At 44.3% G+C, this 20,136-nt stretch carries 20 protein-coding genes and 1 tRNA gene; 5 read left to right on the plus strand and 16 right to left on the minus strand.

Annotated elements, in window-relative coordinates; genetic code table 11:
- Positions 1-87: 87 nt before the first annotated feature.
- The 3 genes from R8O70_RS14420 to sodB all read right to left on the minus strand — a co-directional run bounded on the left by R8O70_RS14420 (position 88) and on the right by sodB (position 2,208).
- The gene (locus R8O70_RS14420) at positions 88-831 is read right to left on the minus strand and encodes an SDR family oxidoreductase (RefSeq protein ID WP_005380732.1); all 744 of its coding nucleotides are present in this window, start codon (positions 829-831) and stop codon (positions 88-90) included.
- 134 nt (positions 832-965) lie between these two features.
- A complete protein-coding gene (locus tag R8O70_RS14425; protein WP_033907342.1) occupies positions 966-1,469 on the minus strand; it encodes a VC2046/SO_2500 family protein in 504 nt (167 codons plus the stop codon).
- 154 nt (positions 1,470-1,623) lie between these two features.
- On the minus strand, positions 1,624-2,208 hold the full coding sequence (sodB, locus tag R8O70_RS14430; protein ID WP_005396533.1) for a superoxide dismutase [Fe]: 585 nt from the start codon (positions 2,206-2,208) through the stop codon (positions 1,624-1,626).
- Between the two features lie 285 nt (positions 2,209-2,493).
- Here sodB and R8O70_RS14435 point away from each other — a divergent pair, with 285 nt between their 5' ends.
- The 4 genes from R8O70_RS14435 (at position 2,494) to R8O70_RS14450 (ending at position 5,357) form a co-directional block, all read left to right on the plus strand.
- Complete coding sequence (locus R8O70_RS14435) at positions 2,494-2,829, plus strand: Grx4 family monothiol glutaredoxin (protein ID WP_017635833.1); 336 nt, start codon at positions 2,494-2,496, stop codon at positions 2,827-2,829.
- A 417-nt stretch (positions 2,830-3,246) separates the two neighbouring features.
- Positions 3,247-3,822 (plus strand): hypothetical protein, encoded by a 576-nt coding sequence (locus tag R8O70_RS14440; RefSeq protein ID WP_206954789.1) that lies wholly within the window; start codon positions 3,247-3,249, stop codon positions 3,820-3,822.
- 193 nt (positions 3,823-4,015) lie between these two features.
- A complete protein-coding gene (locus R8O70_RS14445) occupies positions 4,016-4,591 on the plus strand; it encodes a hypothetical protein (RefSeq protein WP_206954788.1) in 576 nt (191 codons plus the stop codon).
- 136 nt (positions 4,592-4,727) lie between these two features.
- Positions 4,728-5,357, plus strand: coding sequence for a DsbA family protein (locus tag R8O70_RS14450; RefSeq protein ID WP_053304219.1), 630 nt, complete (start codon positions 4,728-4,730; stop codon positions 5,355-5,357).
- 78 nt (positions 5,358-5,435) lie between these two features.
- On the opposite strand, the gene R8O70_RS14455 is transcribed toward R8O70_RS14450, so the two are convergent.
- Both R8O70_RS14455 and rnt read right to left on the minus strand, forming a co-directional pair.
- Positions 5,436-6,761: a Na+/H+ antiporter family protein gene (locus R8O70_RS14455; protein WP_017821192.1), complete on the minus strand. Its 1,326-nt coding sequence runs from the start codon at positions 6,759-6,761 to the stop codon at positions 5,436-5,438.
- 28 nt (positions 6,762-6,789) lie between these two features.
- Positions 6,790-7,434, minus strand: coding sequence for a ribonuclease T (gene rnt / locus R8O70_RS14460; protein ID WP_005384888.1), 645 nt, complete (start codon positions 7,432-7,434; stop codon positions 6,790-6,792).
- Positions 7,435-7,775: 341 nt separating this feature from the next.
- On the opposite strand from rnt, the gene motY reads away from it, so the two are divergent.
- Positions 7,776-8,657, plus strand: coding sequence for a flagellar protein MotY (gene motY, locus R8O70_RS14465; protein WP_005384887.1), 882 nt, complete (start codon positions 7,776-7,778; stop codon positions 8,655-8,657).
- Between the two features lie 120 nt (positions 8,658-8,777).
- Here the strand turns inward: motY and R8O70_RS14470 are convergent, their stop codons facing one another.
- The 11 genes from R8O70_RS14470 to R8O70_RS14520 all read right to left on the minus strand — a co-directional run bounded on the left by R8O70_RS14470 (position 8,778) and on the right by R8O70_RS14520 (position 19,862).
- Positions 8,778-9,212: a DUF2753 domain-containing protein gene (locus R8O70_RS14470; RefSeq protein WP_005384886.1), complete on the minus strand. Its 435-nt coding sequence runs from the start codon at positions 9,210-9,212 to the stop codon at positions 8,778-8,780.
- Between the two features lie 150 nt (positions 9,213-9,362).
- Positions 9,363-9,779 (minus strand): lactoylglutathione lyase, encoded by a 417-nt coding sequence (gene gloA, locus R8O70_RS14475; RefSeq protein WP_017635317.1) that lies wholly within the window; start codon positions 9,777-9,779, stop codon positions 9,363-9,365.
- 32 nt (positions 9,780-9,811) lie between these two features.
- Positions 9,812-10,453, minus strand: a complete 642-nt coding sequence (nth, locus tag R8O70_RS14480) for an endonuclease III (RefSeq protein ID WP_005380743.1) — start codon at positions 10,451-10,453, stop codon at positions 9,812-9,814.
- A 64-nt stretch (positions 10,454-10,517) separates the two neighbouring features.
- Entirely contained in the window at positions 10,518-11,210 is a 693-nt protein-coding gene (locus tag R8O70_RS14485; protein ID WP_005380745.1) for an electron transport complex subunit E, read from the minus strand.
- On the minus strand, positions 11,210-11,842 hold the full coding sequence (rsxG, locus tag R8O70_RS14490) for an electron transport complex subunit RsxG (RefSeq protein WP_047103464.1): 633 nt from the start codon (positions 11,840-11,842) through the stop codon (positions 11,210-11,212). The genes R8O70_RS14485 and rsxG overlap by 1 nt, the downstream gene beginning before the upstream one ends.
- Positions 11,843-11,849: 7 nt before the next feature.
- Positions 11,850-12,896, minus strand: coding sequence for an electron transport complex subunit RsxD (gene rsxD / locus R8O70_RS14495; RefSeq protein ID WP_318184223.1), 1,047 nt, complete (start codon positions 12,894-12,896; stop codon positions 11,850-11,852).
- Positions 12,896-15,646, minus strand: coding sequence for an electron transport complex subunit RsxC (gene rsxC / locus R8O70_RS14500; protein WP_258623353.1), 2,751 nt, complete (start codon positions 15,644-15,646; stop codon positions 12,896-12,898). Before rsxC ends, rsxD begins: the two co-directional genes overlap by 1 nt.
- A gap of 8 nt (positions 15,647-15,654) precedes the next feature.
- Positions 15,655-16,251, minus strand: coding sequence for an electron transport complex subunit RsxB (gene rsxB / locus R8O70_RS14505; RefSeq protein ID WP_005380760.1), 597 nt, complete (start codon positions 16,249-16,251; stop codon positions 15,655-15,657).
- Positions 16,252-16,254: 3 nt separating this feature from the next.
- Complete coding sequence (gene rsxA / locus R8O70_RS14510; RefSeq protein WP_318184224.1) at positions 16,255-16,833, minus strand: electron transport complex subunit RsxA; 579 nt, start codon at positions 16,831-16,833, stop codon at positions 16,255-16,257.
- Between the two features lie 305 nt (positions 16,834-17,138).
- Positions 17,139-19,436: a formate C-acetyltransferase gene (gene pflB / locus R8O70_RS14515; protein ID WP_258623341.1), complete on the minus strand. Its 2,298-nt coding sequence runs from the start codon at positions 19,434-19,436 to the stop codon at positions 17,139-17,141.
- A gap of 350 nt (positions 19,437-19,786) precedes the next feature.
- Positions 19,787-19,862, minus strand: a tRNA-Asn gene (locus R8O70_RS14520).
- Positions 19,863-20,136 lie beyond the last annotated feature (274 nt).

Raw genomic sequence — 20,136 nt, forward strand, 5'->3', positions numbered from 1 at the left:
TTAAAGCCCCAGTCAAATGACTGGGGCTTTTTTTATTTTGGTGCAGGAGTTACATCTGGCTTGGGAAAACAGAGTTGCTGTGTATGCTTACACTTCGGTCGCAACTACTCGGCCACTGAAGTATTCATTCGCGACGATGTATGCTGTGTTGCGGACTAGTTCGTCTTGGATCTCAGCCCAGTGTCTCTCGTTGAGCTCTTCTTTTGTATGATTTACCGAGGGAATAACGCCGCCCACTCGAATGTTGAATGGTGTGAGTTCTTTTGCCCAGCTGTGAGTAAAACCTGACACCAACGCCGCCATGCTTTCAACTCCCGTAAAGTCTTCATGGTTGTCATGAGAAATGACGTTAACAATGACGCCTTTCTTGTTTCTGGCTCGAAAGCGCTCTGCTCCTACTTGGCCGTAGGTATAAAGGAAGCGTGCCGCAGACGACAAGTGATCAATGTAAGTACTCATTGGTTCTGGCGCCATTAAGCCAGGCATAGGAGAGCTGGTCCAGCAATTAACAATCACATCTGGTGTCGCACGTAGCTGTGATTCTATCTGGTCAAACAATAAGTTAATGGACGTTGTGTTATCACTACACACATTCATCGCATACACTTTGTCAGTGAAAGCGCTGATTTGCTCATAGCTCGCTCTCAAAGCGCTAGAATTTTGGTCACAAAGAATCAACGTTGCTCCAAGGTGAGCAAAGTGATTTGCACAGGTTCTTCCTATAACCGAACCTGCAGACGTGACGAGAATAATTGATTCTTTGATATCCATAGCACCTTCACTGTATCCATATGTGAAAAACAATACACCAGTGGTTTGTGCTAATAGCATGGTTGAAATTCGTTGAGTTCAGTGTGAAAGGCTTCAAACTAACGCTTTCGAGTGAGGACTATTGTGCGGTAATTTGTAAGACGTCACATTTCTGACGTGTAGGTATTGCAAGCTATTGGATAAAAAGCGGATCTCTATGCTTTAGCTTGAATTTGATGCTGACGTTGAGCCGTCACTAGCTGATTATATAGCCCAGCATCTGGGATCAGTTGTTTGTTGCGTTCGCCCAATCTGCGTCGCTCATGACCAGATAGGTTGTGATAAACCTCCTCTGGTAGGTTGAATGTGTCTTCAGGCAGGTAAGTCAGCGCATCTGGTTTTAGGTAATGGCTCAGCTTTGCGGAAGGCAATCCTGCATCGTGAAACTGTTTCGCTTGTTCAGCTGCGAGTTCATAGCTGCTGCTATCAGAACGAAGAGCTTGAGGTTGCGATAAACCCAATTGTTGGCGAAGAATACTGTCACTGGTGATGACTTCCTGGACCTCTTCAACTGGGACCACATCGCGAACATCATTAGAGAACATAGACAGAATCAGCGAGAAATCCGCACGACGACCTTCGTGTACGGCATGGTTAATACCATTACCGAACTGAAGTTCGTTGATAATTGCAGCTTTGTCTAACGTATGAATTTGCATGATGTTCCTCGCTCGATGCTCTTTTAACGGCGTGGATAAGAAGAACTTTAGTAAAAGAGGGAATTATTTAAAGGTGCTAGGGAAGGCGAAACAAAAAAGCCCGCTAAATAGCGGGCTTTTGAATAAGACTAAATTGAACTTATGGGGAAGTATATTACTTCGCTAGGTTCTCAGCTACGAAGTCCCAGTTTACTAGAGCCCAGAAGCCGTTCATGTAATCAGGACGTACGTTGCGGTAATCGATGTAGTACGCGTGTTCCCATAGGTCAACAGTTAGAAGTGGTGTTGTACCTTCTTCTGTTAGAGGAGTAGCAGCGTTAGAAGTGTTAACGATCTCTAGAGAGCCGTCAGCTTTCTTAACCAGCCAAGTCCATGAAGAACCGAAGTTGTTGATTGCTGAATCAGTAAACTTCGCTTTGAATTCTTCAAAAGAACCGAATGCTGCGTTGATTGCGTCTGCAACTGCGCCAGTTGGCTCGCCGCCCGCATTTGGAGCAAGACAGTGCCAGTAGAACGTGTGGTTCCAGATTTGCGCTGCGTTGTTGAATACGCCACCAGTAGAAGTCTTGATGATCTCTTCTAGAGTTTTGCCTTCGAACTCAGTACCAGGGATAAGACCGTTAAGCTTAACAACGTAAGTGTTGTGGTGCTTACCGTGGTGGTAGTCTAGAGTCTCTGCTGAGATGTGTGGTTCTAGTGCGTCTTTCGCGTAAGGAAGAGCTGGTAGTTCAAATGCCATTACTCGATTCTCCATTGATTTGAAAGGATGACCTTTCGATTGCTTCCAGTGTTTTTTTATAGCTATGTCGCCTTTAAGGCTGACTTGCTAAGTATTTTAGCAAGTTTTTACTTTATTAAAACCCCGATATGAAAATATTTTAAGAGGTTAGCAGTGGTGAAGTGCTGCATTGCTCGCCAATGAGCAACCTAAAATTAAGCCTTATTAATTATATGGTTTTTATTCTGTCGTTATTGAGTAGAATGTGGCAAATAAATAAAGTTCAAACCCATGAATGAGGAAGCGATGGAAACTATCGACAAAATCAAACAGCAGATCTCTGAAAACTCAATCCTGCTGTACATGAAAGGATCACCGAAACTACCTAGCTGTGGTTTCTCTTCTCAAGCGTCACAGGCACTAATGGCATGTGGTGAGAAGTTCGCTTACGTAGACATTCTGCAAAACCCAGATATCCGTGCTGAGTTACCAAAGTACGCGCAATGGCCAACTTTCCCTCAACTATGGGTTGAAGGTGAGCTTATCGGCGGTTGTGACATTATTCTAGAAATGTTCCAAAAAGGTGAACTGCAGCCTCTAATCAAAGAAGCAGCAGCGCGCGCTGAAGATCAAGCTGAGTAATTCGTAAATACTCACATTTAGCGATAGAATACGAAGGAGCCGTACTGGCTCCTTTTTCTTTTTAGGTTAGTGGAATGAACATAAAGCTTTGTTCTAACTGCCTATCTCGTAAACCTCGCGAAGCCATGTTAATCCCGCCTAGTGTATACAAAAATTCCAGTATGAATTTTGATGTATATTGGCGTGTAATTACGATGTATGCTGCCATCTATTTCGTAAAGTCGTTTTCAAACATCATTGCTTACACGTCTTTGATAAGGGAGTTGCTACAAATGGTATTTGGTTAAGGAATTACACTAAAGGCAATTTAACTCCCCAGAATTTTTAGGCCAACTTATTTCGGCACAAAATGCACTCGAAGAGTAAGCCCCATCATAAATCAGCATTGGACGCTAAGAACCAAGTTTTGGGAGGATTATGACAGTTTACAAGATAATAGATAATTTAAGAGAATTTCAAACGGTCTGCTCTGGTCCCGATGAAATCGCTAGCCAGTTAGGTGACTTCGACTATTTTGAGAGGATCTTATTACAGGCTATTAAAAACCAATCTCTGCAAGATATTTGGAAGCCTGTGGAGGTAAAGTTTCAAGATGTATTTAAGTACAATTCTCTATTGCCTGATATTAGTTTATGGGCGCGAACATACCTTGTTTTATCTCCGAGGGCATATGAAATATTGAATGCTGATCTAACTGAACACGGAGAGTTTTTACCTGCTAACTACCAAGGTGGGCAATGGTATTTATATGCATCACTGACTTTTGGACAGGAAAACAAGAGAAAGTGTGTAGAAAAAATCGCATATGGGAGCCGAGATGGGTTAGATACCCTTGTTTTTATTGACGATGATGTTAAAGACAAAATGGTTTTCAAGTCTCGGTTAGAAGGAGCGGGCACCTTGTACTGTACAGATAAGTTTAAGGCTTTGTGTGAACAAAATCAGCTCAATGGCATCATGTTTTCTTCTAATTTGACAGATCCATTTAATTAGTGATTTTTATTAATATGAAAATACTATTTCTCTGATTTTGAGGTTTGTAAGCACTGTAATGGTCGACGAGAAAATTAGCTTTCTCCTCTAAAACGCAGCTTTTTTAGGCCTGTTTCCTTCATGAAAAATGATTTGAAAAGTAACTTACCCATAGGTAGCACTTGGTAGTAAAACATGAGGAGTTGATAGATTAATGACGGTTTATAATATTTTCGACTGTCACAATGAATATAAAATCGTGAGCACTACGCCTAGTTCTGTAGCTAGGCAGTTAGGTGACATGGATTTAATAGAAAAAATCTTTGTGCAGCCATTAGAAAACTTTTCTTTCAAAAGTATATGGGGTGAAGTAGATATTGAGTTTGAAGATGTTCTCAAGAAAGACTCATTACTTCCTGATATCAGTTTATGGTTACGGGTTTTCTTAGTGCTTTGCCCTAAAGCTTATGCATCTTTAAAAGAGCCATTGAGCAAAGTAGGCGAGTTCTTATCGATTCGCTATAAAGAAGAGGAATGGTACCTGTATACACCGTTGGAGTTTGGGCAAGAAGATGAAGATAAGTGCGTCCAAAAAATTGAATATGGCAGCTTAGCAGGTGTAGAGGTGTTAGTATTTAATGAAAGCGACGTTGCAGAAAAGGTTGTTTTCAAGTCAAAGATGCTAGGAGCGAGCTTTCTGTATTGTACTGAACATTTTAAGAGTTTGTGCGAACAAAATGAGCTAGGTGGGCTAGAGTTCTCAGCTGACAGACTTGTTTATCTAACCTAAGATCTACAATGAAACTTAACACGCCTCGTATAGACTGGCTTTAGAGCGAATTATTAAGATAAAGCAGTTTTTCAACTTATGAGACTGTATAATTACTCTGAGATTTTGAGATGATTTTAAAGGTTTAATTATTAAAGTGGATATAAAGCTTTACTACGTGCATGACCCAATGTGCAGTTGGTGTTGGGGTTACAAACCAACGCTGGATAAACTAAAACAGCAACTGCCAGGTGTGATTCAGTTTGAGTATGTGGTTGGTGGTCTTGCGCCAGATACTAATTTACCGATGCCGCCCGAGATGCAACAAAAACTCGAAGGTATTTGGAAGCAGATTGAGCGCCAGTTAGGCACTAAGTTTAACTACGATTTCTGGAAGCTTTGTACGCCAGTTAGAAGCACTTACCAATCTTGTCGTGCGGTTATTGCAGCGGGCTTTCAAGACTCTTATGAGCAGATGCTAGAAGCGATTCAGCATGCGTATTACTTACGTGCGATGCCTCCTCATGAAGAAGCCACTCACTTGCAACTAGCGAGAGAAATTGGCTTGAATGTTCAGCAATTCAAGAATGACATGGATGGCTCTTTCTTAGAGGGTGTGTTCGAAGATCAATTGAGCCTTGCAAAGAGCCTAGGTGTGAACTCTTACCCTAGCTTGGTTCTTAAAATTAACGACGCTTATTTTCCGATTGCCATCGATTACCTGTCGACAGAACCAACCTTGAAGCTGATTCGTGAGCGTATTATTGACAATATGCCAGCGCAATAACCACAGTTATGAATAACAAAAAGCCGCTCATTGAGCGGCTTTTTCGTAACTAAATGTATATCCATCCAAACAATAGTATTAAAGCACCATTGCTGCAATCCAACCAAAGATGATTAGAGGGATATTGTAATGGATAAAGGTTGGAACGACTGTTTCCCAAATGTGCTCATGTTGACCGTCGGCATTTAGACCAGATGTAGGGCCTAATGTAGAGTCAGAAGCTGGAGAGCCTGCATCACCTAACGCAGCCGCAGTACCTACCAGTGCAATCGTTGCCATCGGCGAGAAGCCGAATGCTAGCGCAAGAGGCACATAGATAGTTGCAAGGATTGGAATCGTAGAGAACGATGAACCAATGCCCATTGTTACCAACAGACCAACGATCAGCATCAGTAGTGCAGCTAAAGGCTTATTGTCACCGATGCTGGTTGATAGCGATTGTACTAGTGTTTCAACACCGCCAGTTTGCTTCATTACTGCTGCAAAACCTGCCGCTGCAATCATGATGAAGCCAATCATTGCCATCATGTGTACACCTTTAGTGAACACGTCGTGCGTCTCTTTCCATGCAATAACGCCGCCGAAAGTAAACACCATAAAGCCAGCTAGAGCACCGATAATCATTGAACCCGTGTAAAGCTGAACACCCAATGCAGCGACAATACCAAGTGCCGCAACTAAGATGTGCTTTTTATTGATGACATGATCGGTTTCGTCAACGACAGTCAACTCAGTTTCTTTGTAGACACGCGGTTTACGATAGCTAACAAAGATAGCCAGTAATAGACCAAACAGCATGCCTGCACCTGGCAGTAACATGGCGGTTGGGACTTGGCTTGCAACCACGTTTTCCAAACCGTTGTCATGTAGGTTCTTTAATAGAATGTTGTTTAAGAAAATACCGCCGAAACCAACAGGTAAGATCATGTAAGGTGTGATCAAACCGAAGGTAAGAACACACGCGACCAAACGTCGGTCGAGCTTAAGTTTCGCGAATACGCCCAAAAGAGGTGGAATCAAAATTGGAATAAAGGCGATATGGACCGGAATTACGTTCTGAGATGACATCGTGACAAGCACTAACGCCACCAACACGGCGTACTTTAAGCCAGTAGTGGAAGCGGAGTTTTCTTTACCATTTAAGCGCTTGATAACACTTTTGGCCAGTAGATCCGTGATGCCTGATTTCGAGATGGCAACAGCGAAAGTACCTAACATGGCGTAGCTTAGCGCGATAGTTGCACCGCCACCTAGACCACTTTCAAATGCGGCAACCGTATCCCCAAGGCTCATGCCTGCGACTAGGCCGCCTACGATGGCACTAAACGTGAGGGCAACCACCACGTTTACGCGCATCAATGCTAACACGAGCATGACGCACACTGATATAACGACAGGATTCATACTTTTCCTAATATGTTGTGTTTACTTATTATTCTTCGTCGACAAGCGGCCAACCGCCGAGGGCCTTCCATTTGTTGACAATACCGCAGAATAATTCTGCTGTTTTTTGTGTATCGTAAAGCGCAGAGTGTGCTTCACGGTTATCAAATTCCATCCCGGCTGTTTTGCATGCTTTAGCGAGAACTGTTTGGCCATAAGCAAGGCCACTTAATGTAGCCGTATCAAAAGTAGCAAAGGGATGAAAAGGGACTCTTTTTAGTTTACAGCGTTCATTTGCTGCATTTACAAAACCCAAGTCGAATGCTGCGTTATGAGCAACCATAATTGCACGTGAGCAATCTGCGGCTTTTTGTTCTTTGCGAATAAGCTTATAAATTTCCTTTAGCGCCTCTTGCTCAGAAACAGCACCACGAAGAGGGCTGAAAGGGTCACGAATACCATTGAATTCAAGCGCTTCTTTTTCTAAGTTAGCGCCTTCAAATGGCTCCACATGAAAATGAATGGTGGAGGCCGGATGCAACACGCCATGTTCGTCCATTTTCAACGTAACGGCACAGATTTCTAAAAGTGCATCAGTTTGAGCATTGAAACCAGCGGTCTCAACGTCTACTACCACAGGGAAATAACCACGAAAGCGTTTTTTCAAGGTTAGAGCTTCATTTTCTAGTGTCATGTTGGCTTATTTTTGTGTGACGAAGGCTGCATTATTGCAGATTATACCGATGAGAAAAACCGCAATTTAAGAGAAAACCGGAATTCTATTTTGCATCCAATCAATAAGTTTGTATTGCATATTATGTAGACGTTTATTCGCCATACTTTGCATCATGTAAACCGATAAAACATGAGGAAGTAAAACGCTAAGTGGCGGTTAAGGTGATTGGAACACGGTGGCTCACATTAATGGCAGTGTGACAGATAACCCTATATTGGCGAGATTTTTGCATGCCGGTTGAAGTGGTTTTATTGATGCAAATTGACGGCAACAGACTGCCGTTTAAGAGACAGTATTAGATGAAGAAATGGCTGATTACCAGTGGTGTTGTATTTTCGTTGTTTAGCACAAGCAGCTTCGCTTTGATGGGCAAACGTTATGCTGCAACTCCACAGCAATCTCAATGGGAAATGGTGGTCAATACACCATTAGAATGTCAGCTTGTACACCCCATTCCAAGCTTTGGAGATGCGGTATTTTCATCTCGTGCAAATAAAAAAATCAATTTAGACTTTGAGTTAAAAATGCGTCGCCCGATGGGAGAAACACGTAACGTCAGTCTCATTTCTATGCCGCCACCTTGGCGACCAGGTGAACACGCCGATCGAATTACAAACTTAAAGTTTTTTAAACAGTTTGATGGTTATGTCGGAGGGCAAACAGCATGGGGCATTTTGTCTGAGCTGGAAAAAGGCCGTTATCCGACTTTTAGTTACCAAGATTGGCAGAGCCGAGATCAGAGAATTGAAGTCGCATTGTCATCAGTACTATTTCAAAACAAGTACAACGCGTTTAGCGACTGTATTTCCAACTTATTGAAATATAGTTTTGAGGACATTGCTTTTACGATTTTGCACTACGAAAGACAAGGTGATCAGTTAACCAAGGCTTCTAAAAAGCGTTTATCACAAATTGCAGATTATATCCGACATAATCAAGATATCGATCTCGTGCTGGTGGCGACGTACACAGATTCAACCGATGGTAAAAGTGCGAGTCAAAGTTTATCAGAGCGACGTGCAGAGTCACTTCGTGACTATTTTCAGTCTCTAGGGCTACCGGAAGATCGAATTCAAGTGCAAGGGTACGGCAAGCGTCGTCCTATTGCAGATAACGGTTCGCCAATAGGAAAAGACAAAAACCGCCGAGTCGTGATATCTCTAGGGCGAACCCAAGTGTGATGCATATAAAAACGCCGAAGCTGAAAGCTTCGGCATTTTTGATTTACTGACGTTGTTAATAATATTTTAGTGGTATTTTGCCAAGCACGTTTCGGTGATTCCTGCTGTATAATTTGAATGTTAGTTTAAGCGGAATTTGGCAATGACTTCGCAATTGGTGGCGGTATCGATTTTTTCAACCTGTTTGGCAATAGCCGGATTAGGGTGACGCTTCATAAAGTCTATCAACGCCTTAGTACAGCATCCTATCGAGTCGATAAAGCTTGCACACTCTTTATTTGGGCATTGTGGGATAAGTGTTAAGACCTTCTCAGAGGCCAGTTGAAGGTATTTGAGTTCATAGTCAGTATCTCCAGCCCAACGCCAGAACTGAGCTAAGTTATGACAAGAAATCACAGAAATTAATAATCGCTCGTCCGCCTCAATTTCCACACATTCGCTGATATCTTCACTCAGGCTTAGGGCTTGCTGGTAATGAAGAATGCTGCGAACAGGGTCATCTAGTTGAAGTGCCGTATCGGCTAGAAGTGTGTGTTTTTCCCATTCACTGATCATTATCGTAATCCCGCATATCGAAGTTGCGGATAAATCTAAACGATAACTATTATCAAGTAAAGGGTTTTGTTTATAAAAGGACAGGCAGATCGCAGACCTGCCTGTAATCGGAGTTCAACTTGCAGTACAAGTGATTATTAGAAGTGCCGCTTAGCCTTCAAGACCTGATGAAGCTTGCTTGTTTTGAATAAGCTCAATCATATAACCATCTGGGTCTTTTACGAATGCAATGTGCGTGCTTCCGCCTTTTACTGGACCTGGCTCACGCGTCACATTACCGCCCGCCGCTTTGATAGCGTCGCAAGTTGTGTAGATATCATCAACACCAATGGCGATATGACCAAAAGCAGTACCTAGGTCATACTCAGTTTTACCCCAGTTGTAAGTCAGTTCGATCACTGCACCTTGGGATTCGTCACCATAACCAAGAAACGCTAGCGTGTATTCGTACTCTTTATTTTCGTTAGTACGAAGCAGCTGCATGCCCATAACTTCAGTGTAAAACTTGATGGATTTGTCTAGATCACCTACGCGAAGCATAGTGTGGAGAATTCGACCGTTTGACATTTTTTGCTCCTAGCTTTGATTTACAAATAGCATTAGCTATCTGGGTATACTTTCTCTTTATATTCGCACAAATCTTCGATAATACAGCTACCGCAGCGAGGTTTTCTTGCTACGCACGTATAACGACCATGAAGAATGAGCCAGTGGTGCACATCGAGTTTGAACTCTTTTGGCACAACTTTTAATAGCTTCTGCTCGACATCATCAACCGTTTTTCCCATCGCAAATTTAGTGCGATTCGACACGCGATAAATGTGCGTATCGACGGCAATAGTTGGCCAACCAAAAGCGGTGTTGAGCACGACGTTTGCGGTCTTGCGACCTACGCCTGGTAGCGCTTCTAACGCGGCACGATCTTCAGGAACTTCACCATTGTGTTTTTCCAACAAGATCTTACAAGTCTTGATTGTGTTTTCTGCCTTTGAGTTAAACAAACCGATGGTCTTTATGTATTCTTTTAAGCCATCGACTCCCAAATCAAGAATGCTTTGAGGTGTATTCGCTACAGGGAAAAGCTTGTCGGTGGCTTTATTGACGCTTACATCGGTTGCTTGAGCTGATAGTAATACAGCGATTAGCAGCTCAAAAGGGGAGCTCCAGTTAAGCTCAGTTTGAGGATTCGGATTGTTTTCTCGTAATCGCTCAAGAATTTCGATTCTTTTTATTTTGTTCATTGCTGACTTCCAATACCGTCTCTGCGGTTTATGAAAAAGGCTCCTATGACAGAGCCTTATCTTGTTATGCGTTAGTGACGCGAGCACGTTCTATGGTTGGTTTTTCTTCTTTTGGTTGACGTGCCTGAATTGAATTATCTATGACATTTTTGAGCGCTATCAACAGCCCAACACCGATAAATGCACCAGGTGGGAGAAGCGCTAACAGGAAGCTATTGTCAAATTGGAAAACTTGAATCCGTAGAGCTGAAGCCCAGTCTCCTAGGAGAAGGTCTGCTCCGTCGAATAGTGTGCCATTACCAATCAATTCGCGCATGGCACCTAAAACAACCAAGACGCTCGTCATACCAAGGCCCATCCACAAACCATCTAGCGCAGCGGGTGCAACATCATTTTTTGACGCGTAAGCTTCTGCTCGGCCAATAATAATGCAGTTCGTTACAATCAGAGGAATAAAGATACCTAGAGACAGGTACAAACCGTACGCATAGGCATTCATTAACAACTGAACGCAGGTAACGAGTGAGGCAATGATCATAACGAATACAGGTATACGGATCTCTTTTGGCACATAGTTACGAATAAGAGAAACTGTTACGTTGGATCCAACTAGCACGAGTAAGGTTGCAATACCAAGACCTAATGCATTGGTTATCGTGGAAGAAACCGCTAGCAGTGGACATAAGCCCAGCAGTTGTACGAGAGCGGGGTTGTTACTCCACATACCGTTTTTCATCAGTAATTTATTCTCATTCATTACTGCTCTCCTTCACAGCCTAACGGCTGGTTAAGAATGTCTTCACGAGATTGGTTTACGTAGTTAACGGTATTTCGCACCACTTTTACGACGGCTCTTGGCGTGATCGTTGCACCAGTAAATTGATCGAAATCGCCGCCATCTTTACGAACTTTCCACGAATTCCAATTGTTTTCCGTGACTTGTTTTCCTGTAAAGCTCAGGATCCAGTCGGTGACACGAAGATCGATTTTATCGCCCAGACCAGGGGTTTCTTGGTGGTTTAGGACGCGTGTCCCCAAAATATTGCCCTGATTATCAATCCCAGTAATCACTTTTATCTCACCATTGTAGCCATCTGGCGCGATAGATTCTATTGCGATTGCTGTTGGTTCACCATTCTTCGTGGCGAGGTAGGCTGGCATCGCACGTAATGTCCCCAGATCTGGAGACGTGACCATTGTACAAGCTTGCGTGAGTGCGTTGTCATGCATGTTTTCTGGAATGACTTGATTCAAAACAGAAAGTAATTGTTTTTGCTCTTGTACCTTGATTTGGTCTTTTGTTAGGTACTGAGTAAGGGCGACTAATCCGGTTGTTGCACATGCAAATATCGCGAGTGTCAGACCATTTTTTCTAATAGCGGTTAACATGTTTACCTCAGTGACCGTAAGTTCTAGGTTTGGTGTAGTAATCGATCAGTGGCACACACATATTTGCAAGCAACACTGCAAATGCAACACCATCTGGGAAACCGCCCCAACTGCGAATGATAAAAACCAAAGCACCAATAAGCGCACCGAAGATTAAACGTCCTTTGACGGTGGTAGACGCCGAAACGGGATCGGTTGCAATAAAGAATGCGCCAAGCATGGTTGCACCAGATAACAAGTGTAAAATTGGCGACGCAGTTTCCCCTGGCGTCAGCAACGTGAACACTAGGCTAAACAGAGTCAGACTCGCAAGGAAACCTGCTGGAATATACCATTGGATGATACGCTTTTTGATCATGACTATGCCGCCAAGAAGGTAAGCAAGGTTTACCCATTGCCAACCAATACCACCTAAGCCATCAAATATCGGCTGCGACATTACTTCGCTTGGAGTGGCACCTGTAAGAATGCCAGTCTTAAATGCATCAAGTGGTGTCGCCATTGTCACACCGTTAACACCTGAGCGAACTTGCTGAAGTGATAAGCCGTCGTAATCATAGCCCGTAAAAATTAAAGAGAGTGTATCTGCAAAATTTACATGATCAGGTATGAGTGATGTCGGTGCACTCCAACTCGTCATTTGTACTGGGAAAGAGATCAACAAGACCACATAAGCGACCATTGCAGGGTTGAATAAGTTTTGTCCAAGGCCACCATAGAGGTGTTTAGCGATTACTATCGCAAAAATAAGCCCGATCACCATAATCCACCACGGAGACCATGGTGGTATAGCAACGGCTAACAACCAAGCGGTAACTATTGCACTGTTATCACGTAGCGCTCTCATTGGTGAGCGTTTACGACAGATCATGACTAAGGCTTCAAGGGATACAGCGACTGCAATGGCAAAAATCAGCTGAATCAGCGTACCCCAGCCAAAGAAGTAGGTTTGAGCTACTAAACCTGGAAGTGCGCAAAGTGCCACCCATTTCATTAAGTCTGGCGTATTACGACGACTGTGGGTATGCGGTGAACTGGCAATAAAAAACGACACTACTCGTTCTCCTCAGTATTATTTTTATTAGCTTCTTGTTGCGCTTTGCGTACCTTCGCGCGCGCAATTGCTGCGGCAACCGCGGCTTTCTTCGGATCCACTTCTGGTTCTTCGGAGGTTGCTTCTTCAACAGGCTCTGTTTGCGTTTCTTGCTTCGCTTTGCGCGCTTTGGCTCGAGCGATGGCAGCTGCCACGGCGGCTTTTTTCGGATCTTCGGTTTGCTCGGCAGGTGCTTCAGCTTCTTCCGCTTCAGTTGAGTCTGCTTGTTTCGCTTTACGAGCCTTCGCGCGCGCAATTGCTGCGGCAACCGCGGCTTTTTTCGGATCTTCGGTTTGCTCGGCAGGTGCTTCAGCTTCTTCCGCTTCAGCTGAGTCTGCTTGCTTCGCTTTGCGCGCTTTGGCACGTGCAATGGCAGCGGCAACTGCGGCTTTTTTCGGATCGTCGGTTTGCTCGGCAGGTGCGTCAGCTTCTTCCGCTTCAGTTGAGTCTGCTTGCTTCGCTTTTCGCGCTTTGGCACGTGCAATCGCAGCAGCCACGGCGGCTTTTTTCGGATCGTCGGTTTGCTCAGTAGGTGCTTCAGCTTCTTCCGCTTCAGTTGAGTCTGCTTGCTTCGCTTTACGTGCTTTGGCACGTGCAATCGCAGCAGCCACGGCGGCTTTTTTCAGATCTTCGGTTTGCTCGGCAGGTGCGTCAGCTTCTTCCGCTTCGGTTGAGTCTGCTTGCTTAGCTTTGCGCGCTTTGGCTCGAGCAATTGCAGCGGCAACTGCGGCTTTTTTCGGATCGTCGGTTTGCTCAGCAGGTGCGTCAGCTTCTTCCGCTTCAGTTGAGTCTGCTTGCTTCGCTTTACGTGCTTTGGCACGTGCAATGGCAGCAGCAACCGCGGCTTTCTTCGGATCGCTGTCTTGCTGTGCAGACGTTTCCGATTCTACAGATTCAGTTGAATCTTCTTGTTGTGCTTTTTTCGCTTTAGCTCGGGCGATGGCGGCCGCAACTGCCGACTTTTTATCATCAGCGTTATTGTCTGGCGTTTCGCCTTGTTCTTTTTGCGCTTTCCGTTCGCGAGCAAGACGTTTGCGCTCTTCGCGCAGTTTTGCCATTTCTGAGTTATCAGGTTCACTAGAGCCTGCTTTAGCTGCTGCCGCTTGTTTCGCCTTCGCTTTGGCAATGGCTGCCGCTACGGCTGGTTTTACTGCTGGCTCTGTTTTTTCTGTGGTTTCTGTCTTTTGAGCTTTCACTCGTGCGATTGCTGCTGCTATCGCATCATCGCCGCCAGAAGACTTCATCTCTTTACGGCGCTGATCGGCAGCTTTCTTGAAGCGATTTTCACGTTCTGCTTTTTCGCGTTCCATACGCGCTTTTTTCTCTTCAAAACGCAGTTTTGCTCGCTCTGCAGCTTCCGCTTCTTGTGTTCTAGTTCTAATTTCTGCTTTCGCTTGGCGGTAGTACTGTACGAGCGGAATTTCACTTGGACATACAAACGCACAAGCGCCGCACTCGATACAATCCTTTAAGTTTAATTCTTCGAGTTTGTCATACTCTTCAGCTTTTGCATGCCATTGCAGTTGTTGAGGCAGCAGCGAAGCAGGGCACGCTTCTGCACATTGGCTACAGCGAATACATTCCATCTCATACTGGTGCGGAGAGATCTCACGACGAGTCGGAGCAAGGATACAGTTTGCTGTCTTGGTAATCGGCACTTGGGAGTGAGGAAGGGTAAAGCCCATCATTGGCCCACCCATAATTAAACGCTGTAACTTCTTATCTGCTTTATAGCCAAACTCATCCAACAGTGCTTGTACTGGTGTCCCTAACAATGCCCAAACGTTGCGTGGTTGTTTGAAGGTTTTACCAGTGAGAGTCACGATGCGTTTTATCATCGGCTCACCGTCGATGACTGCGCGTTTTATAGCGTAAAGAGAACCAACATTCTGGACCAAAATACCAATATCGGCTGGAATCGCGCCACTTGGCACTTCTTTATTGGTTAAAATTTTGATCAGCTGTTTTTCACCGCCAGAAGGGTATTTAGTTGGGATAACGCGAATAACGATATCTTTGTTTATAGCCGCAGCTTCTAGCGCTTTGATTGCTTCTGGTTTGTTGTCTTCAATGCCAATAATCGTGAGCTTTGGTGTCAGGATATGTTCGACAATTTCGATACCTTGAATAAGCTCTTCGGCATGTTCTTGCATGAGCTTGTCATCAGACGTGATGTATGGCTCGCACTCTGCTGCATTAACGATAAGAATCTCGGTACGAGCAAAACCTGATTGGATTTTTTTTGCAGTAGGGAAGCCTGCGCCACCCATACCAGAAATACCAGCGAGACGAATAATATCAATCAGTGCGTCAGGGGTTTCTTGTTGGTAATCTGCGACGGGGTTTCTTTCACACCATGCATCTTTCCCATCAGGCGTGATGACTGCGCACAACTCACTTAACCCAGAAGGGTGCGCGACAGTTCGTGGCTCAATCGCGGTGAGCGTACCTGATGTTGGAGCATGCACTGGAACCGTAAAGCCGGTCTCCGATTGCGTTAATGGCTGACCTTTTAATAAGTAGTCACCTTCGGCAACCAGTAGGTTACCCGCTTTACCAATGTGCTGTTTTAGCGGCAATACAATTTCTGACGGGATAGCCGCATGAGCGAGTTCAGTTTTGTTGGACTGCTTTTTATTTTCTGCCGGATGCACACCACCTGGGAAATCCCAAAGCGCGCCTGTACGAATTTGTTCAATCAAAGACAACATGTGAAACCTTACTTAATTGAATCTTTCACGTTCGCTGCATTGTCGGCAGCATCCGTAATGTTAAGTACCGGAATGGAGTGAAGTTGCCACTTCCAGCTTTCTGTGGTCGTTGCCACAGGAATCATTTCAATACAATCAGTCGGACATGGGGCAACACACAAGTCACAGCCCGTACATTCGTCTTTGATTACGGTATGGACCGCCTTTGTTCCGCCTACAATTGCATCCACCGGACACGCCTGAATACACTTAGTGCAGCCAATACACATGTCTTCATGAATAAACGCAACGGTTGGAATTTTGCTGTCGAGATCGTGCGCAGATTCTTCTGGCTCAACACCCATTAAGTCGGCGAGCTTTTCGATTGTTGCCTGACCACCAGGGGGACATTTGTTTATGTGGTCGCCATTTGCAATTGCTTCAGCATAAGGGCGGCAACCAGGGTAGCCACATTGACCGCATTGAGTTTGCGGTAAAATGGCGTCGATTTGATCCACAATAGGGTCCGCTTCAACTTTAAAGCGAATAGAAGCAAAACCAAGTATCGCGCCGAAAATCGCAGCCAGAACCGCTAACGCGATAATCGCAATTAAAATCGTACTCATCGCTTACTTCACCAAACCTGTAAAGCCCATAAAGGCGAGTGACATTAAACCTGCTGTAATCATTGCTATTGATGCACCTTTAAAAGGTACAGGAACGTCGGCGGCGGCTATGCGCTCTCGCATGGATGCAAAAAGTATCAACACCAATGAGAAACCAACAGCGGCGCCGAAGCCGTAGATGATCGATTCAATAAAGTTATGTTTTTCATTAATGTTAAGAAGTGCCACGCCCAATACTGCGCAGTTTGTTGTGATCAGCGGTAAGAAAATGCCAAGCAAGCGATAAAGCGTCGGGCTGGTTTTGTGCACAACCATTTCGGTGAACTGCACCACAACGGCTATCACCAAAATAAAACTCATGGTTCGAAGGTACTCAATACCCAGTGGACGAAGGATGTAGCTTTCCACTAAATACGCACACACTGACGCGAGCGTTAGCACAAAAGTTGTCGCTAAGCCCATACCTATTGCTGTTTCCAGTTTTTTGGACACGCCCATGAAAGGACATAGGCCCAAAAACTTCACCAGTACAAAGTTGTTCACCAGCACAGTGCCGACCAACAACAAAACATATTCGGTCATAGTTATTACGTTCTTAAAATCCGATCTTGATATTATCGTGTTTTGTGACACCAATAACAACCAGTGAACGATGTGGTTTTACATACACGATGGAAAAATAGTCGTCTATTTGATCTATTTTGATGAATCAATAAGAAATTGAATCGTTTGCTGAATGTATTGTTAGCGAGAGGATACTACCTATTAATTTTCATCTAATGTGTGATTTTAAAAAAAGCCCGCCTCTCCCAGGTAGAAAAGAGAGGCGGGCAATGCATATTTACAAGCTAATTATTTAAACTTTCTGAGTGCTTGATGGACTGTGTTTATATCTTATTCGTGAAGGTACGAGTGATGACGTCTTGCTGTTGCTCTGTCGTTAGAGAGTTAAAACGTACCGCATAACCAGACACTCGAATCGTCAACTGAGGGTATTTCTCTGGATGTTCAACCGCATCCAATAACATCTCTCGGTCCAGAACGTTGACGTTAAGGTGTTGACCACCTTCAATCGCAATGCCCTCGTTGCTTGCTTCGTGATGGAAGTAACCATCCATTAGCGCGGCTAGGTTTTTCTTCTGACTTAATTCATCTTTACCCAGTGCGTTAGGCACAATTGAGAAGGTGTAAGAAATACCATCTTTCGCGTAAGCAAACGGCAGTTTAGATACCGATGCCAAAGACGCAACCGCCCCTTTTTCATCACGACCGTGCATTGGGTTTGCACCCGGGCCAAAAGGCATACCTGCGCGACGGCCATCTGGTGTATTACCCGTTTTTTTGCCGTAAACCACGTTAGATGTGATCGTTAGGATCGATTGAGTTGGCACTGCTTCGCGGTAGGTGTGCATCTTCTGAATTTTCTTCATGAAGCGCTCAACCAGATCACAAGCGATGTCATCAACACGGGCATCATTGTTACCAAATTTTGGATAATCACCTTCGATTTCAAAATCAACGGCGATGCCATCTTCATCACGAACAGGTTTCACGGTCGCGTATTTAATTGCCGCCAAAGAGTCAGCGACAACAGACAGACCTGCAATACCACACGCCATGGTGCGGTGCACGTCGCGATCCATCAATGCCATCAGTGATGCTTCGTAGCTGTAACGGTCATGTGAGTAATGGATGATGTTCAACGCTGTGACGTATTGCGTTGCTAGCCACTCCAACATATTGTCGAAACGAGGCATCAAAGCGTCAAAGTCGAGAATTTCATCTTGAACTTTGTCCACTACCGGACCCACTTGCGCTTTCGATTTTTCATCGATACCACCATTGATGGTGTAAAGCAGCGCTTTTGCAAGGTTGGCACGTGCACCAAAGAATTGCATGTGCTGACCAACAATTTGCGGGCTCACACAACATGCAATCGCGTAGTCGTCATTGTTGAAATCAGGACGCATTAGATCGTCGTTTTCGTATTGAACCGAAGAGGTATCAATCGACACTTTTGCAGCGTATTGCTTGAACGCTTCAGGTAATTGCTCTGACCAAAGAATCGTCATGTTTGGCTCAGGAGCAGGGCCCATAGTATGTAGTGTATGTAAGTACCGGAATGTCGTTTTAGATACTAGCGTACGGCCATCAACGCCCATACCAGCCATGGCTTCGGTTGCCCAGATTGGGTCGCCAGAGAACAATGAATCGTATTCTGGTGTGCGTAGGAAGCGAACCATGCGTAGCTTCATGATGAAGTGGTCAATCATTTCTTGCGCTTGTGATTCATCAATCAAACCGTTTGCGATATCGCGTTCTAGATAGACGTCTAGGAAAGTCGAAGTACGGCCCAGTGACATTGCTGCGCCGTTTTGCGATTTAACCGCCGCTAGGTAGCCAAAGTAGGTAAATTGGATCGCTTCTTGTGCTGTTTTTGCAGGTAGCGACATATCAATGCCGTATTTCAGACCCATTTGACGAATGTCTTCAAGCGCTTGAACTTGATCGGCTATTTCTTCGCGCAGACGAAGTGTTTTCTCAAGATCGTTGCCTTGTTCTAAGAACGTTTGTGTTGAGTTGTATTGCTCTTTTTTGTCTGCTTTTAAGAAGTCGATACCGTATAGGGCGAGACGACGATAGTCACCAATGATACGACCACGGCCATAGGCATCAGGAAGGCCCGTGATGATGCCTGATTTACGACACGCCAGAATTTCTTGGGTGTAAAGGTCGAAACACGCTTTGTTGTGAGTTTTACGGTATTCAGTGAAGATTTTTTCAACCGTTGGATCTAGCTCGCGGCCATAAACTTCGCACGAGTTTTTTACCATGCGAATCCCGCCATTGGCGATGATTGCACGTTTTAGCGGTTGATCAGTTTGTAAGCCAACGATCTTTTCCAGATCTTTGTTGATGTAGCCTGCATCGTGGGAAGTGATTGTTGAGGGCAAGTCTGTGTCAAAATCAATAGGGGCGTGTGTGCGGCTTTCTTGTTTTATGCCTTCAAGCACTTGGTTCCATAATGCTGAAGTGGATTCGCTAACTTCAGCTAAGAAAGTCTCGTCTCCCTCATAGGGTGTATAGTTTTTTTGGATGAAGTCACGAGTGTTGACAGAGTTTTGCCATTCACCAGCAGTAAATCCAGCCCATGCATCTAGCATGTCAGTTGTCGGAATAGTCATAAGTAAATCCCTAAGTTATTGATAATTAGAATGGAGGCGACGAGTAGGACGGAACCATTCTTAACCCTTTTAATCGTATGGATTTATTTATTATGAGTAAAATGAATGCTTTTCATTTTTTCAATGATTAAATTGCATTAATAATAGATTCAAATAGTTATGATTGTTTTTTGCTAGGAAAGAGACAGAATTAAATATGTGGTGCTGTGAGAACACTATCTACGACAATGTTATGAGTTCTGTAATTTGAACTTATTTCGGTGTGATTTTATGGCGCCTAGATTGGCTTAGATTTCATGGCGATTAAGATACAAAAAAGCCGTGTCTTGCGACACGGCTTTTCTATAATCTGGCTCCTCCTGCTGGGCTCGAACCAGCGACCTGCGGATTAACAGTCCGTCGCTCTACCAACTGAGCTAAGGAGGAATTGCTTTGCTTGAAAGCGGGACGGATCTTACCGAGCACTCAAACTACTGTCAACAGTAAAAAAATACATTTTTAGCAAAAAATATTGAGTTAAGGGCTTTACTTTTCTGTATGGCTTGCCAGTAAAGGCTCGAGGTTAGTTATCCACTAAATTTGTGGATAAGTGTGTTGATGAGATCTGGGTAAAGAAAATTTATATGCAACTAAGTTTTTATTTGGTGAATTTTTAGTCGGAGTTATGCGTAAAATAAGCAAATAAAACAGAGATTTATCG

This window comes from Vibrio sp. 779(2023) (assembly GCF_033344285.1).
GTDB classification, from domain to species: Bacteria; Pseudomonadota; Gammaproteobacteria; order Enterobacterales; family Vibrionaceae; genus Vibrio; species Vibrio alginolyticus.

Excerpts from the sequence above, each read along its gene's own strand:
- R8O70_RS14420 (WP_005380732.1), bottom strand. The coding sequence starts at position 831 with ATGCTATTAGCACAAACCACTGGTGTATTGTTTTTCACATATGGATAC.
- R8O70_RS14425 (WP_033907342.1), bottom strand. The coding sequence starts at position 1,469 with ATGCAAATTCATACGTTAGACAAAGCTGCAATTATCAACGAACTTCAG.
- sodB (WP_005396533.1), bottom strand. The coding sequence starts at position 2,208 with ATGGCATTTGAACTACCAGCTCTTCCTTACGCGAAAGACGCACTAGAA.
- R8O70_RS14435 (WP_017635833.1), top strand. The coding sequence starts at position 2,494 with ATGGAAACTATCGACAAAATCAAACAGCAGATCTCTGAAAACTCAATC.
- R8O70_RS14440 (WP_206954789.1), top strand. The coding sequence starts at position 3,247 with ATGACAGTTTACAAGATAATAGATAATTTAAGAGAATTTCAAACGGTC.
- R8O70_RS14445 (WP_206954788.1), top strand. The coding sequence starts at position 4,016 with ATGACGGTTTATAATATTTTCGACTGTCACAATGAATATAAAATCGTG.
- R8O70_RS14455 (WP_017821192.1), bottom strand. The coding sequence starts at position 6,761 with ATGAATCCTGTCGTTATATCAGTGTGCGTCATGCTCGTGTTAGCATTG.
- rnt (WP_005384888.1), bottom strand. The coding sequence starts at position 7,434 with ATGACACTAGAAAATGAAGCTCTAACCTTGAAAAAACGCTTTCGTGGT.
- motY (WP_005384887.1), top strand. The coding sequence starts at position 7,776 with ATGAAGAAATGGCTGATTACCAGTGGTGTTGTATTTTCGTTGTTTAGC.
- R8O70_RS14470 (WP_005384886.1), bottom strand. The coding sequence starts at position 9,212 with ATGATCAGTGAATGGGAAAAACACACACTTCTAGCCGATACGGCACTT.
- gloA (WP_017635317.1), bottom strand. The coding sequence starts at position 9,779 with ATGTCAAACGGTCGAATTCTCCACACTATGCTTCGCGTAGGTGATCTA.
- nth (WP_005380743.1), bottom strand. The coding sequence starts at position 10,453 with ATGAACAAAATAAAAAGAATCGAAATTCTTGAGCGATTACGAGAAAAC.
- R8O70_RS14485 (WP_005380745.1), bottom strand. The coding sequence starts at position 11,210 with ATGAATGAGAATAAATTACTGATGAAAAACGGTATGTGGAGTAACAAC.
- rsxG (WP_047103464.1), bottom strand. The coding sequence starts at position 11,842 with ATGTTAACCGCTATTAGAAAAAATGGTCTGACACTCGCGATATTTGCA.
- rsxC (WP_258623353.1), bottom strand. The coding sequence starts at position 15,646 with ATGTTGTCTTTGATTGAACAAATTCGTACAGGCGCGCTTTGGGATTTC.
- rsxB (WP_005380760.1), bottom strand. The coding sequence starts at position 16,251 with ATGAGTACGATTTTAATTGCGATTATCGCGTTAGCGGTTCTGGCTGCG.
- rsxA (WP_318184224.1), bottom strand. The coding sequence starts at position 16,833 with ATGACCGAATATGTTTTGTTGTTGGTCGGCACTGTGCTGGTGAACAAC.
- pflB (WP_258623341.1), bottom strand. The coding sequence starts at position 19,436 with ATGACTATTCCGACAACTGACATGCTAGATGCATGGGCTGGATTTACT.